15 protein-coding genes and 1 tRNA gene are annotated in these 11,987 nt (G+C 45.7%); 5 read left to right on the top strand and 11 right to left on the bottom strand.

The annotated features are described in order from the left end of the window. Nucleotides 1-61 precede the first annotated feature (61 nt). The 4 genes from folM to folK all read right to left on the bottom strand — a co-directional run bounded on the left by folM (nucleotide 62) and on the right by folK (nucleotide 2,389). Nucleotides 62-775: a dihydromonapterin reductase gene (gene folM / locus VIC_RS23945; RefSeq protein WP_006962986.1), complete on the bottom strand. Its 714-nt coding sequence runs from the start codon at nucleotides 773-775 to the stop codon at nucleotides 62-64. Next, nucleotides 772-1,410: a GTP cyclohydrolase I FolE gene (gene folE / locus VIC_RS23940; RefSeq protein WP_006962985.1), complete on the bottom strand. Its 639-nt coding sequence runs from the start codon at nucleotides 1,408-1,410 to the stop codon at nucleotides 772-774. Before folE ends, folM begins: the two co-directional genes overlap by 4 nt. Beyond that, on the bottom strand, nucleotides 1,407-1,784 hold the full coding sequence (gene folX, locus VIC_RS23935; RefSeq protein ID WP_006962984.1) for a dihydroneopterin triphosphate 2'-epimerase: 378 nt from the start codon (nucleotides 1,782-1,784) through the stop codon (nucleotides 1,407-1,409). The genes folE and folX overlap by 4 nt, the downstream gene beginning before the upstream one ends. Nucleotides 1,785-1,897: 113 nt before the next feature. Beyond that, on the bottom strand, nucleotides 1,898-2,389 hold the full coding sequence (gene folK / locus VIC_RS23930; protein ID WP_006962983.1) for a 2-amino-4-hydroxy-6-hydroxymethyldihydropteridine diphosphokinase: 492 nt from the start codon (nucleotides 2,387-2,389) through the stop codon (nucleotides 1,898-1,900). A 264-nt stretch (nucleotides 2,390-2,653) separates the two neighbouring features. Here folK and VIC_RS23925 point away from each other — a divergent pair, with 264 nt between their 5' ends. Continuing rightward, complete coding sequence (locus VIC_RS23925) at nucleotides 2,654-3,118, top strand: low molecular weight protein-tyrosine-phosphatase (RefSeq protein WP_413788337.1); 465 nt, start codon at nucleotides 2,654-2,656, stop codon at nucleotides 3,116-3,118. A gap of 1 nt (nucleotide 3,119) precedes the next feature. Here VIC_RS23925 and VIC_RS23920 read toward each other — a convergent pair whose 3' ends face one another. The 3 genes from VIC_RS23920 to sodB form a co-directional block, all read right to left on the bottom strand. Further along, a complete protein-coding gene (locus VIC_RS23920) occupies nucleotides 3,120-3,782 on the bottom strand; it encodes an SDR family oxidoreductase (protein WP_006962981.1) in 663 nt (220 codons plus the stop codon). Nucleotides 3,783-3,980: 198 nt separating this feature from the next. Further along, nucleotides 3,981-4,490, bottom strand: a complete 510-nt coding sequence (locus tag VIC_RS23915) for a VC2046/SO_2500 family protein (protein ID WP_006962980.1) — start codon at nucleotides 4,488-4,490, stop codon at nucleotides 3,981-3,983. 132 nt (nucleotides 4,491-4,622) lie between these two features. Continuing rightward, nucleotides 4,623-5,207 carry a superoxide dismutase [Fe] gene (gene sodB / locus VIC_RS23910; RefSeq protein WP_006962979.1) on the bottom strand — a complete coding sequence of 195 codons (585 nt, stop codon included), beginning with the start codon at nucleotides 5,205-5,207 and terminating at the stop codon, nucleotides 4,623-4,625. A gap of 255 nt (nucleotides 5,208-5,462) precedes the next feature. Here sodB and VIC_RS23905 point away from each other — a divergent pair, with 255 nt between their 5' ends. Both VIC_RS23905 and VIC_RS23900 read left to right on the top strand, forming a co-directional pair. After that, the gene (locus VIC_RS23905) at nucleotides 5,463-5,798 is read left to right on the top strand and encodes a Grx4 family monothiol glutaredoxin (protein ID WP_006962978.1); all 336 of its coding nucleotides are present in this window, start codon (nucleotides 5,463-5,465) and stop codon (nucleotides 5,796-5,798) included. Nucleotides 5,799-5,892: 94 nt separating this feature from the next. Then, nucleotides 5,893-7,857 carry a DNA topoisomerase III gene (locus VIC_RS23900; RefSeq protein ID WP_006962977.1) on the top strand — a complete coding sequence of 655 codons (1,965 nt, stop codon included), beginning with the start codon at nucleotides 5,893-5,895 and terminating at the stop codon, nucleotides 7,855-7,857. Here the strand turns inward: VIC_RS23900 and VIC_RS23895 are convergent. From VIC_RS23895 to VIC_RS23885, 3 genes are all read right to left on the bottom strand, one after another. Then, nucleotides 7,854-8,639, bottom strand: coding sequence for a helix-turn-helix domain-containing protein (locus VIC_RS23895; RefSeq protein ID WP_006962976.1), 786 nt, complete (start codon nucleotides 8,637-8,639; stop codon nucleotides 7,854-7,856). The genes VIC_RS23900 and VIC_RS23895 overlap by 4 nt on opposite strands. A 14-nt stretch (nucleotides 8,640-8,653) precedes the next feature. Further along, a complete protein-coding gene (locus tag VIC_RS23890) occupies nucleotides 8,654-9,187 on the bottom strand; it encodes a YbhB/YbcL family Raf kinase inhibitor-like protein (RefSeq protein WP_006962975.1) in 534 nt (177 codons plus the stop codon). Between the two features lie 121 nt (nucleotides 9,188-9,308). Then, nucleotides 9,309-9,989: an SDR family oxidoreductase gene (locus VIC_RS23885; RefSeq protein WP_006962974.1), complete on the bottom strand. Its 681-nt coding sequence runs from the start codon at nucleotides 9,987-9,989 to the stop codon at nucleotides 9,309-9,311. A 258-nt stretch (nucleotides 9,990-10,247) separates the two neighbouring features. On the opposite strand from VIC_RS23885, the gene VIC_RS23880 reads away from it, so the two are divergent. Together VIC_RS23880 and VIC_RS23875 are read left to right on the top strand one after the other, a co-directional pair. Beyond that, on the top strand, nucleotides 10,248-11,174 hold the full coding sequence (locus tag VIC_RS23880; RefSeq protein WP_006962973.1) for a histone deacetylase family protein: 927 nt from the start codon (nucleotides 10,248-10,250) through the stop codon (nucleotides 11,172-11,174). Nucleotides 11,175-11,183: 9 nt separating this feature from the next. Next, nucleotides 11,184-11,666 carry an NUDIX domain-containing protein gene (locus tag VIC_RS23875; RefSeq protein ID WP_006962972.1) on the top strand — a complete coding sequence of 161 codons (483 nt, stop codon included), beginning with the start codon at nucleotides 11,184-11,186 and terminating at the stop codon, nucleotides 11,664-11,666. 177 nt (nucleotides 11,667-11,843) lie between these two features. On the opposite strand, the gene VIC_RS23870 is transcribed toward VIC_RS23875, so the two are convergent. Beyond that, nucleotides 11,844-11,934: transfer RNA gene (locus tag VIC_RS23870), tRNA-Ser, on the bottom strand. Nucleotides 11,935-11,987: the final 53 nt, after the last annotated feature.

Below are 11,987 nucleotides of genomic sequence, written 5' to 3'. Positions count from 1 at the left end.
TAAGTGTGTTTGGCCTTATCATAACCAAAAAAATTGCTGGTAAATACCAGCAATCATTGTGTCATTTTAAGTGCCTACCACCATCGAGATAGATGTTCCTGCCAGTCATGTATTCGCTAGACATGATAAACCGAATCGCTTCTATCACTTCTTCAAAACCTGCTTCATGAGGTATAAGCGCTTTGGTCAGAGCCTTTTGCTTGTACGCATCATTATCATGCTCATTAAACTTAAGAAGGGCTGGTGAAACAGTGTTCACTTTAACCTTTGGCGCTAACATAGCCGAGAACGAGAGCGTAAGATTGTTAAGCGCAGCCTTACTGGCTGCATAGGCTGCATGCTTTCTACTGCCTTTTTCAGCAACATAGTCACTGATGTGAATAATATCGCTGGTGCCAGAGCCCTTGGAGAGCAATCTTTGTAGTACCAAGTTCATCTGGTATGGTGCGCTCACATGAACCGCCATCATTTTTTGCAACACCTGAGCGTGATTGTTGGACCCTGCAGGTTCATCTGGGCTCCAGTCTGAAGCATTATGAATAACTGCCCGCAGCTCAGAGTACTCAAGATTGAGGTATTGGATAAAAGCATCGAGGCTTGTAGGCTGATAGAAATCAACTTGATGCAAGTCAGCTCCTTGTGCCTGTAAAGCTTCAAGCTCTGGGTATTTGGTGCGATAAGTACCGATCACTCTATAATCTTGAGCGAGAAAATCTTTTGCCAATGCTAATCCCAGTCTTTTACCAACACCTGTTATTACCACCGCTCCTTTCATCCTAGAAACTCCGCGCGGGTCTGAGGGTTGGTTTTGAAGATGCCACCCAGTGCAGTAGTCGATGTCTCTGAGCTAGTATCCATGACACCTCGAGATTTAACGCAGTAGTGAGTGGCTTTTATAGACACTGCGACATTTTCAGTTTCCGTCAGGGTTTGAATCGCCACTAAGATTTGTTGAGTGAGGCGCTCCTGTACCTGTGGTCGCTGTGCAAAGAAGCGTACAATGCGATTTATTTTCGACAAACCAATGATTTTGTTCGACGGAATGTAAGCGACTTGAGCTAGGCCATCAATAGTGATGAAGTGATGCTCACAGGTCGACGTGATGTTCACATCCGATACTTTGACCATTTCATCAACGGCCATTTTGTTTTCAATCACACTGATTTTTGGAAAGTTCTGGTAATCCAGACCAGAGAAAATCTCATGCACGTACATTTTTGAAATACGATGAGGTGTTTCAGCCAAGCTATCGTCGGTAAGATCCAGTCCTAATGTGCTAATGACTTCGGTGAGTAGACCTCGAATACGTTGATATTTCTCATCTGCCGTCATTTCAGAGGGAACGAGTGGCGTTTCCAATCCACGTGCGATTAATGCTTCTTGTACTTTTTGAGCTTCTGGTGAAATCATGCCTTGTCTCCTGTTTCTGCCGTGTAGTTCAAAGTGAGAGAAACAGAGTCTGCAAATCTCAGAGCATGAGGTTTATCAATCTTAACTTGAGCATAATAGACCCAAGGATGATCGATACAGATGCCGAGAACGTCGCTGGTGAGTTTTTCTAACAGTAAGAACCTGCCATTTTCGACATGGTTAATGATTCCTTTACAGATGGTTTTGTAATTCAAGGCATTATCAATGTTGTCTTCTAAACAAAGTTTATTCGCTGGGTAGTGGATTTCTGCGTTGATAATGATGTCTTGCTGCTTCTTTTTTTCCTCTTCGTTGAAACCGATGTAGGTACGAAGTCTGAGGTTAGTAATTGTTATTATTGCGTTGTGATTCATCATATTTTCCTAGTTTAGGACCGTAACAACCTTTACGTAATAGCCGCTTACTGAGATCAATTTGCATATAGCGGTAAGAGGGAAGACTGATTGAGATAGGAAGGATGAGCAGATTAAGGCCATGTAAAATCGGTCACAGTGACATGCTGACTGCTTTTGTCGTATTCACTCCAAAGTTGCTCGTATGTCTTTGTTGTTAGTGGATGAGTTTCGTTTGGAATAATGTCTGCTAGCGGGCGAAGCACAAACGCGTTTTCGGTGATTTCACCTCGTGGGAGCTCAACACCATCAATGATTCCGACTAGATCATCGAAAGTGAGTATGTCGAGGTCTAGTGTTCTTGAAGCGAACTTTTCTCCACTTCTAACGCGATCACTTTCATCTTCGATTTGTCTAAGTAATGTTGCTAGGTCACTTACGGATTGAGAGCACTCAAACCCCACTACCAAGTTTAGAAAGTTGTCACCTTCAAAGCCAACAGGTACACAGTCGTAAGATTTAGATACGGTCAGAGGCGCGAAAAACTGGTCAAGTGCGTTCAACGCTTTGTAAACGTAAAACTCTCTGTCGATGTTGCTGCCAATGCTGACAGTTACGTGATGCATTGTCGTAGGCTTCCCTATGTCTCTTCTCAAACGGTGCCAACCAAAGTTTGTTTTTGGTTAACGCACCCTTGCCTTACTACTTGAATTACTTCCTTAAGTTACGTGAAGTGGGGCAGAAAGGATCATGAATTGATTGGTATTCGATATATGCAAAAATAGAGTTTTGAGATCTGCACTTTACTGGTAATAACTTGAGAAGGTGTTTTAATATTAAATTATGTGAATATTGAGTACGGGATTTGGCAGCGTTATAGGTTTAAAGCAATGAATAATATAAAGAAACCATCAATACTTGTGGTATGCATGGGAAACATTTGCCGTTCTCCCACGGGAGAGGCAATTCTGCGTGCGAAAGCAGAGCAAATGGGCGTGGATGTCGAAGTGGATTCCGCGGGTACGATTGGCTACCACCAAGGTAACCCACCAGATCCTCGCTCGAAAGCCGCGGGTGAACAACGAGGTTACTCATTCAAAGGGATTCGTTCTCGCAAAGTTGTTGATAGCGACTTTGAGCACTTTGACCTGATTTTAGCGGCTGATCGAGACAATTTAGCTGACTTGAAAGCGCAATGCCCATCTCAGTATCAAGATAAGCTCAGGCTGTTTCTTAGCTTTGGAGAAGCGTGTGAAGAGGAAATTCCGGATCCCTACTACGGCGGTGATAAGGGGTTTGAGTTGGTGTTGGATTTGATCGAAGAAGCATCAGAAAAACTTCTTCGATCTCTTTAGCTTAGGCGGCCATCACTCGGCCGCTGAAATAATCGTTTGAAACAATGTATTCCGTATTGCGGATCAGCTCATCGTGGATTTTAGCCCAGTGGGTTTCTTCTTGTTCGTAGCAAGGGACCACACCACCGACTCGAATATTAAACGGTGTCAGTTCTTTCGCCCAGCTCTGGGTAAATCCGGCAACCATAGAAGTCGCGTTTTCAAATCCGGATAAATCATGGTAATCCGCGTGAGCAATCACATTCACAATCACACCGTTTTTCTTATCCTGACGCATTTTTTCTGCTGTAGCCTGGCCAAAACTAAACAATGTCGCGGCCATTAGTGATAAGTGCTGCGTAAAGACATCTCCCGCTCGATCATCAAAAAACTTGGGCATAGCCTGACTGGTCAAGGCATTGATCAAAACATCCGGTGATTGATGAACCGATTGATCAATAAATCCGAAAAGAGAGTGGATAGAGTCCACTGAATGATCCGGCAAAGCGTATTGATATATATCTGGTGAAATGGCTTTGCAACGGACAAAAGTTTCATTCAATTGAGCCGCGCTTTTATCGCAAAGAACAACGGTGGCACCCAGTGAAGCAAAGTGCGTAGCGAGCGTACTACCAAGCTGTGAGCCTGCCGAAGTGATTAAAATCACGGCACTTTTTATATCCATATAGTGAGCCTCCGTCCATAGCTAAAAAGGTTGTCCACATAGCATGGTAGATTAGTTGTTGCTTAAGTGTGAATAAGCTCAAATAACTTGTGCATATCTTGTGCTTAGGGTAAATAATTTGCACTCATTCACATTTATAAGTGATTGATTGAATATAAAGGAAAATCGAAGACAGGATTGTGTGATCTCGACTGATCTTCAAACTTGCGTTTGGATCTGGAAGGTTCGCTGGGCTTTGATCAGCTGATTGTAGAGATCGATAGGTATCAGTTCCTTGGCGTCTTTTTCGCCTAACTGGCGGCGTTGATGGCCAGATAAATTATTGTAAATCTCTTCAGGAAGGTCGTGAGTATCTTCTGGCATGTATGTCAGAACTTCAGGGTGAAGGTAGTGAGTGAGTTTGGCACTTGGTAAACCTGCTCGATGAAACATATCGGCTTGCATCGCCGAGATAGGGTAGGAGTCCTGATCAGAACGAATTTGCTGGGGAGGTTGCAGTTCGAATCGGCGCCTCAAAGCTTCGTCAGTTGCGTCCTGCTCGTTTACCTTCTCGATGGGGGTGTTATCGCGAACGTCATCAGAAAACATCGATAGAATCAAAGCGAAGTCGGCACGACGTCCTTCGTGAACAGCATGGTTAATCCCCTTGCCGAACTGAAGCTCGTTAATAATACCCGCTTTGTCTAAGGTGTGAATCTGAGTTTGCATGTTACCTCGCTTGATGCCTATGTAGCGGCAACATCGAGGTGAACTTTAGGGGAAATGACTGACTAGAAAAGAAAAAAGCCAGCTAAGTGCTGGCTTTTTAAGCGACTAAATTTTAAATCCTATAGGGGAGGATTATTTAGCTAGGTTTTCTGCTACGAAGTCCCAGTTAACTAGCGCCCAGAAACCATTCATGTAGTCTGGACGAACGTTACGGTAATCGATGTAGTAAGCGTGTTCCCATAGGTCAACAGTAAGAAGTGGAGTTGTACCTTCTTCTGTTAGAGGAGTCGCTGCGTTAGAAGTGTTAACGATGTCTAGAGAACCGTCAGCTTTCTTAACTAGCCAAGTCCAAGAAGAACCGAAGTTGTTGATTGCTGAATCAGTGAACTTCGCTTTGAACTCTTCGAAAGAACCGAATGCAGCGTTGATTGCGTCAGCAACTGCGCCTGTTGGTTCACCGCCCGCGTTTGGAGCTAGACAGTGCCAGTAGAACGTGTGGTTCCAGATCTGTGCTGCGTTGTTGAATACGCCGCCAGTAGACGTTTTGATGATTTCTTCTAGCGTTTTGCCTTCGAACTCAGTACCTGGGATAAGACCGTTTAGCTTAACTACGTAAGTGTTGTGGTGCTTACCGTGGTGGAAATCTAGAGTCTCTGCTGAGATATGTGGTTCTAGCGCGTCTTTCGCGTAAGGAAGAGCTGGTAGTTCAAATGCCATTGCTCGATTCTCCATTGATATGAAAGAGTTAAACTCTCTCGATTGCTTCCAGTGTTATTTATTATTCATGGCTCGCCACAGGCCAACCATGTCATTCTGCTGACTTGCGTTATAGTCTAACAAGTTTTTACTTTAATAAAAGCGCCTCGACAAATTTCTTTCTTCTATAAAACCATAGATATTATAGGCTTTTTATTCTCAGCCAATGGTTTAAAATGTGTCAATAACTTGCAGTAACTCCATGAAGAGGAAGTAATGGAAACCATCGACAAAATCAAACAGCAAATCGAAGAGAACGCTATCCTTCTTTACATGAAAGGTTCTCCAAAGCTACCTAGCTGCGGCTTCTCATCTCAGGCTTCACAAGCACTAATGGCATGTGGTGAAAAATTCGCTTATGTAGATATCCTACAAAACCCGGATATCCGTGCTGAGCTACCTGCATACGCACAGTGGCCAACATTCCCACAACTTTGGGTTGAAGGTGAGCTGATTGGCGGTTGCGACATTATTATTGAGATGTTCCAGAAAGGTGAACTTCAGCCACTGATTAAAGAAGCAGCTGAACGCGCTGGTGCAGACGAAGAATAATAGAGAAACTACTGTTTAAATTTACAGTTTTTCTTGATTTTTAAGGGCCACATTCGATAATGTGGCCCTTATTGTATCTGCCTGATTAAGTTTTATGTCACGTCTGTTCATTGCTGAAAAACCGAGCTTAGGTCGAGCTATCGCTGCGGCGTTGCCTAATCCGCAAAAGAAAGATCAGGGTTTTATTCGTTGTGGCAATGGCGACGTGGTGACGTGGTGCATTGGTCACTTGCTTGAGCAGGTAGAACCGGATGCTTACGACGATAGATACAAAAAATGGAATCTGGCTGATTTACCAATCGTTCCCGAACACTGGCAACTACGTCCTCGCAAGTCGGCGTCTAAACAGCTGACTGTAGTTAAGAAGTTACTGAAAGAAGCGTCTGAAATCATTCACGCTGGCGACCCGGATCGTGAAGGCCAGTTATTGGTGGATGAAGTGTTGGATTACTGCAAAGTCAGTAAGACGAAAAAAGAAGCCACACAGCGCTTATTGATTAGCGACCTCAACTTACCAGCGGTCAAACGCGCGCTAAATCAGATGCGCAGTAACCGCGAGTTTATTCCTCTTTCGGTTTCCGCTCTTGCTCGCTCCCGAGCTGACTGGTTGTATGGCATGAATATGTCCCGCGCTTATACGCTACTGGGGCAAAAAGCAGGCTATCAGGGAGTACTGTCAGTCGGCAGGGTTCAGACGCCCGTGCTTGGGCTGGTGGTCCGTCGTGATGAAGAGATCGAGAGCTTCGTCCCTCGTGACTATTTTACCTTGCATGCCTTGATTCCTTATCAGGACGGAAATAGCGCGTTTGATATCCGTGCCCGTTGGAAACCGAGCGAAGCATGCAAGCCTTGGCAAGATGAAGAAGGGCGAGTTCTCAATCGTAAACTGGTCGAGAACGTTGCCAATCGCATCACGAATCAGCCTGCCAAGGTTGTCGAGTCGGAGCAAAAACAATCTAAGCAATCGGCTCCGTTACCTTATTCTCTCTCTGCGTTACAGATTGACGCTGCCAAGCGTTTTGGCATGAGTGCTCAACAGGTTCTGGATACCTGCCAATCTTTGTATGAAAAGCACAAGCTCATCACTTACCCTAGGTCGGACTGCCGATACCTGCCGATGGAACATTATGGACAGGCCAAAAGTGTTTGCGATGCGATATCGAACAACTGTAATGAGTTAGGCCAGGCTGTTCATGGCGCTGATTTAAGCCTCAAATCCAAAGCATGGAATGATAAAAAAGTGGATGCGCACCACGCGATCATTCCCACGCCTAAAAAGGCTTCCGTAAATGCGCTGTCAGGCAATGAGATAAAAATCTATCAGCAAATTGCTCGCCAGTATCTAATGCAGTTTTATCCGGCCGCGATTTATGCAGAAGCGAAGCTGGTATTTGATATCGCTGGGGGGACTTTTATTGCTAAAGGTCGCCAGCTTGTTTCGGCTGGCTGGAAAGCGTTGATGGGAAAAGTGGATGATGACGACACGGGCGTTGACGCGGTTCCGCCGCTTGATGAAGGCACAGTGCTGACTTGTCGCGAAGGCGAGATCAAAGACCGTAAGACTGAGCCACCTAAGCACTTTACTGAAGCGACTTTACTGCAGGCGATGACAGGCATCGCCCGTTTTGTTGAAGACAAAGAGCTGAAAAAAATCCTCAAAGAAACCGATGGCCTAGGTACCGAAGCGACTCGCGCAGGGATTTTGGATACGCTGTTTAAGCGCCAACTGCTGCAACGACAGGGCAAAACAATCCTCAGTTCACCAGCGGGAAGAGGGCTAGTGCATGCATTGCCTTCCGAGTCGACTTATCCCGACATGACCGCACATTGGGAGCATCAGCTTCAAGGGATGGCAGAACGTAATCAAGCCTACAGCCCATTTATGCAGGCATTGCAAACGCGTATTGACGGTTTAATGCAGCAAGTCAAAGGCGGCGAAGTGCCTGAGTCGCTGCGTCATCTACCTAAGGTGGAACGGCCTGCCTTTAAGCGTAAGCGGAGAAACAGTGCGAAAGCTGGTGGTCAGAAACGTGCGACCACAAGACGTAAGAGCAGTTAATGCTCGTTGCCGATAGTTCGTTGATACTCTCTTGGCGTGACGCCAAACCTTTCTCTAAAACGCTGACGAAAGCGTTCTTCCGACTGATAACCGCACATTTGCGCTAACTGGTAGCCATCATATTGATGTTTTTGCATCAATTGCAATGCATGGCTAAGGCGCACTTGCGCCAATAATTGCCGATATTGACTGCCTTCCTGCTTCAGCTTTCGGATCAGCGTTGCCCGGCTCATACCAAAATGATCAGCGACGCCTTCAAGAGAGTGCTCATCTGCCGGGGCGATGGAAAGGTATTGGGTGATAGTTTGTGTCAGTGATGCTTGGGAAGAGCTAAAAATCTTATGCAGAGCGCCTTGTTCTGCCAACTGCTGATAAAGCGGCATTAGCCAATACTGTTGAGTGCGGGGACTGATCGCCTTTAAGTTAACTGTTGCAAGTGTATTGAGTGTGTCTCTGATTGGTTTATCGACCAAGCAGTAAGAGGGACTCGATGAGTGAGCGGCATTTTCGCTCAAACCGAGCATTTCCTGACTAGGTAAATAGTTGAAGCTAAACACTCGTGATAGGAACGGCCCTTTTTGTGGAAGATTGGCAAAGTTCCATGAGCTAGCTGCGCTGCACAATATGAGCGAGTCAGGTGTTAGCGTGACAGACTCTTCCTGCCAGAACAGTCGTTTGTTGCCGGATAAAATCTGGATGATGCTAGGGGAGTGAATCGTCACATTTCTCAAAGCTTGCAAGTGCTGGGCACGAAACTCAGTGATCTGAAATTGGTGAGCCATCACTCCTCCTTCAATTAACGGGTATAGGTCGCTGTAAGCGTCGTTTTCGCTAATGCGATGCTATTAAGGGTAAAACCAACCACAGCCGCCGGTGTATCCTCACCCAACTCCAGCTTCGCTTTTGGTAGTGCCCAAACCGTGAACTGATAACGATGCATACCATCACCCACGGGTGGACAAGCTCCACCAAAGCCTTTGGTGCCATAGTCAATACGGGTTTCTAAGCCACCCAGCTTGCTGATATCTGCCCCTCTAGGTAGCTGACTGACGCCCGCAGGAATATCGAGTGCAATCCAATGCCAGAAGCCACTTTCGGTCGGCGCATCTGGGTCGTAAGCCGTAATGGCGAAACTCTTGGTGCCCTTTGGTGCGTTGTCCCAGCTTAACTGCGGCGACAAATTATCGCCTGAGCATCCCCAGCCAGCAAACTCGAAGGTCTTCTCCATTGGATGACCTTCCTGAATATCCTGACTGGTTAGATCAAAGGCAAATGTGTTGCCTGACAGCATCAAGCCTGCTGTCATTAGTGCTAATGTGATTGCTTTCATGTTGAGCTCCTTGTGTCTGATTTAGTGTCAGTTTAACGAGCTCAATCTGTTTCTATGGATCTAAAAGTATCACATTCAATCTAATATTAGTTAATAGTGATACTTTTTGTTGATTTTGATATTACCAAGGAAGTGCGGTGCCATCGTAGTTGATAAATTCGCCAGAGCGGCTGATATCGGCGCTCTCGATTACTTCAACAAGTCCCGCAGCGGATGTTTGCGTATCAATTAACGCATTTGGCCCGCCCATTTCAGTTTGTACCCAACCTGGGTGAAGCGCTAAAACGGTGAAGCCCTGGCTGGAAAGGTCGTTACTCAGGCTCTTCACTACTGAGTTAAGCGCGGCTTTAGACGAACGATAAATATAACCGCCACCAGACGTATTTTCCGTCATGCTACCCACTTTAGAAGAGAGGCAGGCAATCTTTTTAAGCTGACCTGTTTGTAGATTGGGAAAGAGTGCTTCAACGAGTTTTAGCGGCGCGATGGTGTTAATTTCAAGCACTTTGCGCCACTCGTCGATATCGGTATTACCAAAGCCATAGCCTTTTGGCCCATAGTAGCCTGCATTATTGATCAGCACATCAAGCGCTGGCAGAGCGTTGGCGAACTCACTCAGCCCTTGATAATCCGTCACGTCGAGCGGATGGCACGTCAGGTTGTCACCTTCCAGCTCAAGGAGATCTTGCGAGCTTTTCTCTGAGCGATAGGTTGCGTGAACCTGCCAGCCTTGAGCATGGTAGTTTTTGACTAAGCTCAGCCCGATACCACGGTTAGCTCCGGTGATTAGAACAGTTTTCATGGTGAACCCCTGTTAAAGTATTTTGGCTATTTTGCTAAGCGGTCAACGTAAAATCAACTAGCCACCACACAGAGACCAGCATCAGGGAAAACAAAGATATAGCGCCAACTGAACCGACTATGATTCCTAGCAGTAAAAACAGTTTTGGATGATGCATAAGACTAAATAACTCAAATGATAATTATTACTATTTAAGTTGTTTTGCAACCGTGATGCAACTTGTTACCATACTCAAAACTCAAATATCGACTGATATCAATGATCCCACTGATTTATCATTCCATCTATTCAGAGCTGCCGTTACCTCAAGGCCACCGATACCCGATCCATAAGTATCGTCTGTTATTCAATGAGATCGAGAAAGTGCGCTTTCGTGACGAGCAGTGGCAGGCGTTTTTCCACTACTGTGAACCTCAAGCTTTGACATCAGAGGAAGTGATGAAGACGCACTGTGAACAGTACGTGTCTGAGCTGTTTTCTGGTGGCCTGCCTGCAGCGCGGATGCGACGTATTGGTTTCCCGTGGAGTGAGTGCCTTATTGAACGCACGTTGACGTCGGCAGGTGGAACTTGCCTGACGGCTGAAAAAGCGATTGAACATGGTGTGGCTATCCACCTGAGTGGCGGATACCACCATGCACATTATGATTTTGGCAGTGGGTTCTGTTTACTTAATGATTTGGTATTGGCGGCGAAACGTGCACTAACGCATGAAGGCATCGAAAAAGTGCTGATTGTTGATAGTGACGTCCACCATGGTGATGGGACTGCAACGCTATGTGCAGATCAGGATGACATCGTGACGCTATCCTTTCATTGCGATAAAAACTTTCCTGCACGTAAGCCAGATTCAGATATGGATGTGGCTTTACCACGTGAAACCAGTGATGAAGAGTTTCTTAGCTCGTTTGCCTCAGTTGTTGAAATGGCGATTAATCTGCATCAACCGGATTTGATCCTTTATGATGCGGGTGTAGATATTCATCAAGACGACGAGCTTGGTTACTTCAATGTTTCTACTCAAGCGATTTACCAACGAGACGTTGCCATGTTTGAGCTGGCAAAAGCGAACGTACTTCCGATAGGCTGTGTTGTTGGAGGCGGCTACCGCACTGACCACAGCGAATTGGTACCGATCCACATGCAGTTACTTAATGCGGCCTTTCAGGCCTATGGCAATCAATAAAGGTTAACAATGGAACAGAGAATTCGGGCTGCAGGCATACTCATCGACAATGACGCGATGCTGCTTTTGAAAGTAAGAGACTTTACGGGAGAGTATTGGATCCCACCGGGTGGTGGCATGGAAGCGGGCGACAGAAGCTCAAAAGATTGTGTTGTGAGGGAGTTCAAAGAGGAGGCTGGGCTGGATATTGAAGCAGGAGAGCTGATTTGTGTGCGCGAGTTTCTTGAATCGCACAAAAACCGCTATCACTCAGAATTCTTCTATCGCGTCTCCCGTTATCATGGCGAACCTCATATCGAGAACCTTGCTGGACTTAATGACGAAGAATACATCCAGTCTGTGGAATGGGTGCCTTTGACTGAACTGAACGACAAGCGTATGTATCCGAAAGAGCTTAAAGATAAAGTACTGGAACTGATTCAGACCGAGAGCTTTTCTACTCATCTTGGCAGTTACGCGCAAGGCGATCAGGAAGATCTCAATCAGTTATAGGCTGAGTGAAATTTTGCCGATGAGAGAAGGCGACATGAGAGTAAAAAGTCCGCTCAGATAAGAGTGGGCTTTTTATAGAGAAGTGGGTTGCACTCAACTCGGTGATTAGACAACTTCCGTTTCCGAACAACAAAAATGAAAAAAGCCGCTAATTGCTTAGCGGCTTTTTACTGAATGTGGCGGAGAGATAGGGATTTGAACCCTAGATACGCTATTAACGTATGCCGGTTTTCAAGACCGGTGCTTTCAACCACTCAGCCATCTCTCCGTTGTTGAGGCGAATAATATATAGGTTGGTTTTTCTTGTAAACCCCTAATTTT

The sequence above is a fragment of the Vibrio coralliilyticus ATCC BAA-450 genome, assembly GCF_000176135.1.
Lineage (GTDB): Bacteria > Pseudomonadota > Gammaproteobacteria > Enterobacterales > Vibrionaceae > Vibrio > Vibrio coralliilyticus.
This window is presented reverse-complemented; position numbering and strand designations above follow the sequence as displayed.

Bases quoted from the DNA above. Each gene is read 5' to 3' on its own strand.
- folM (WP_006962986.1), bottom strand. From the start codon at position 775: ATGAAAGGAGCGGTGGTAATAACAGGTGTTGGTAAAAGACTGGGATTA.
- folE (WP_006962985.1), bottom strand. From the start codon at position 1,410: ATGATTTCACCAGAAGCTCAAAAAGTACAAGAAGCATTAATCGCACGT.
- folX (WP_006962984.1), bottom strand. From the start codon at position 1,784: ATGAATCACAACGCAATAATAACAATTACTAACCTCAGACTTCGTACC.
- folK (WP_006962983.1), bottom strand. From the start codon at position 2,389: ATGCATCACGTAACTGTCAGCATTGGCAGCAACATCGACAGAGAGTTT.
- VIC_RS23925 (WP_413788337.1), top strand. From the start codon at position 2,654: ATGAATAATATAAAGAAACCATCAATACTTGTGGTATGCATGGGAAAC.
- VIC_RS23920 (WP_006962981.1), bottom strand. From the start codon at position 3,782: ATGGATATAAAAAGTGCCGTGATTTTAATCACTTCGGCAGGCTCACAG.
- VIC_RS23915 (WP_006962980.1), bottom strand. From the start codon at position 4,490: ATGCAAACTCAGATTCACACCTTAGACAAAGCGGGTATTATTAACGAG.
- sodB (WP_006962979.1), bottom strand. From the start codon at position 5,207: ATGGCATTTGAACTACCAGCTCTTCCTTACGCGAAAGACGCGCTAGAA.
- VIC_RS23905 (WP_006962978.1), top strand. From the start codon at position 5,463: ATGGAAACCATCGACAAAATCAAACAGCAAATCGAAGAGAACGCTATC.
- VIC_RS23900 (WP_006962977.1), top strand. From the start codon at position 5,893: ATGTCACGTCTGTTCATTGCTGAAAAACCGAGCTTAGGTCGAGCTATC.
- VIC_RS23895 (WP_006962976.1), bottom strand. From the start codon at position 8,639: ATGGCTCACCAATTTCAGATCACTGAGTTTCGTGCCCAGCACTTGCAA.
- VIC_RS23890 (WP_006962975.1), bottom strand. From the start codon at position 9,187: ATGAAAGCAATCACATTAGCACTAATGACAGCAGGCTTGATGCTGTCA.
- VIC_RS23885 (WP_006962974.1), bottom strand. From the start codon at position 9,989: ATGAAAACTGTTCTAATCACCGGAGCTAACCGTGGTATCGGGCTGAGC.
- VIC_RS23880 (WP_006962973.1), top strand. From the start codon at position 10,248: ATGATCCCACTGATTTATCATTCCATCTATTCAGAGCTGCCGTTACCT.
- VIC_RS23875 (WP_006962972.1), top strand. From the start codon at position 11,184: ATGGAACAGAGAATTCGGGCTGCAGGCATACTCATCGACAATGACGCG.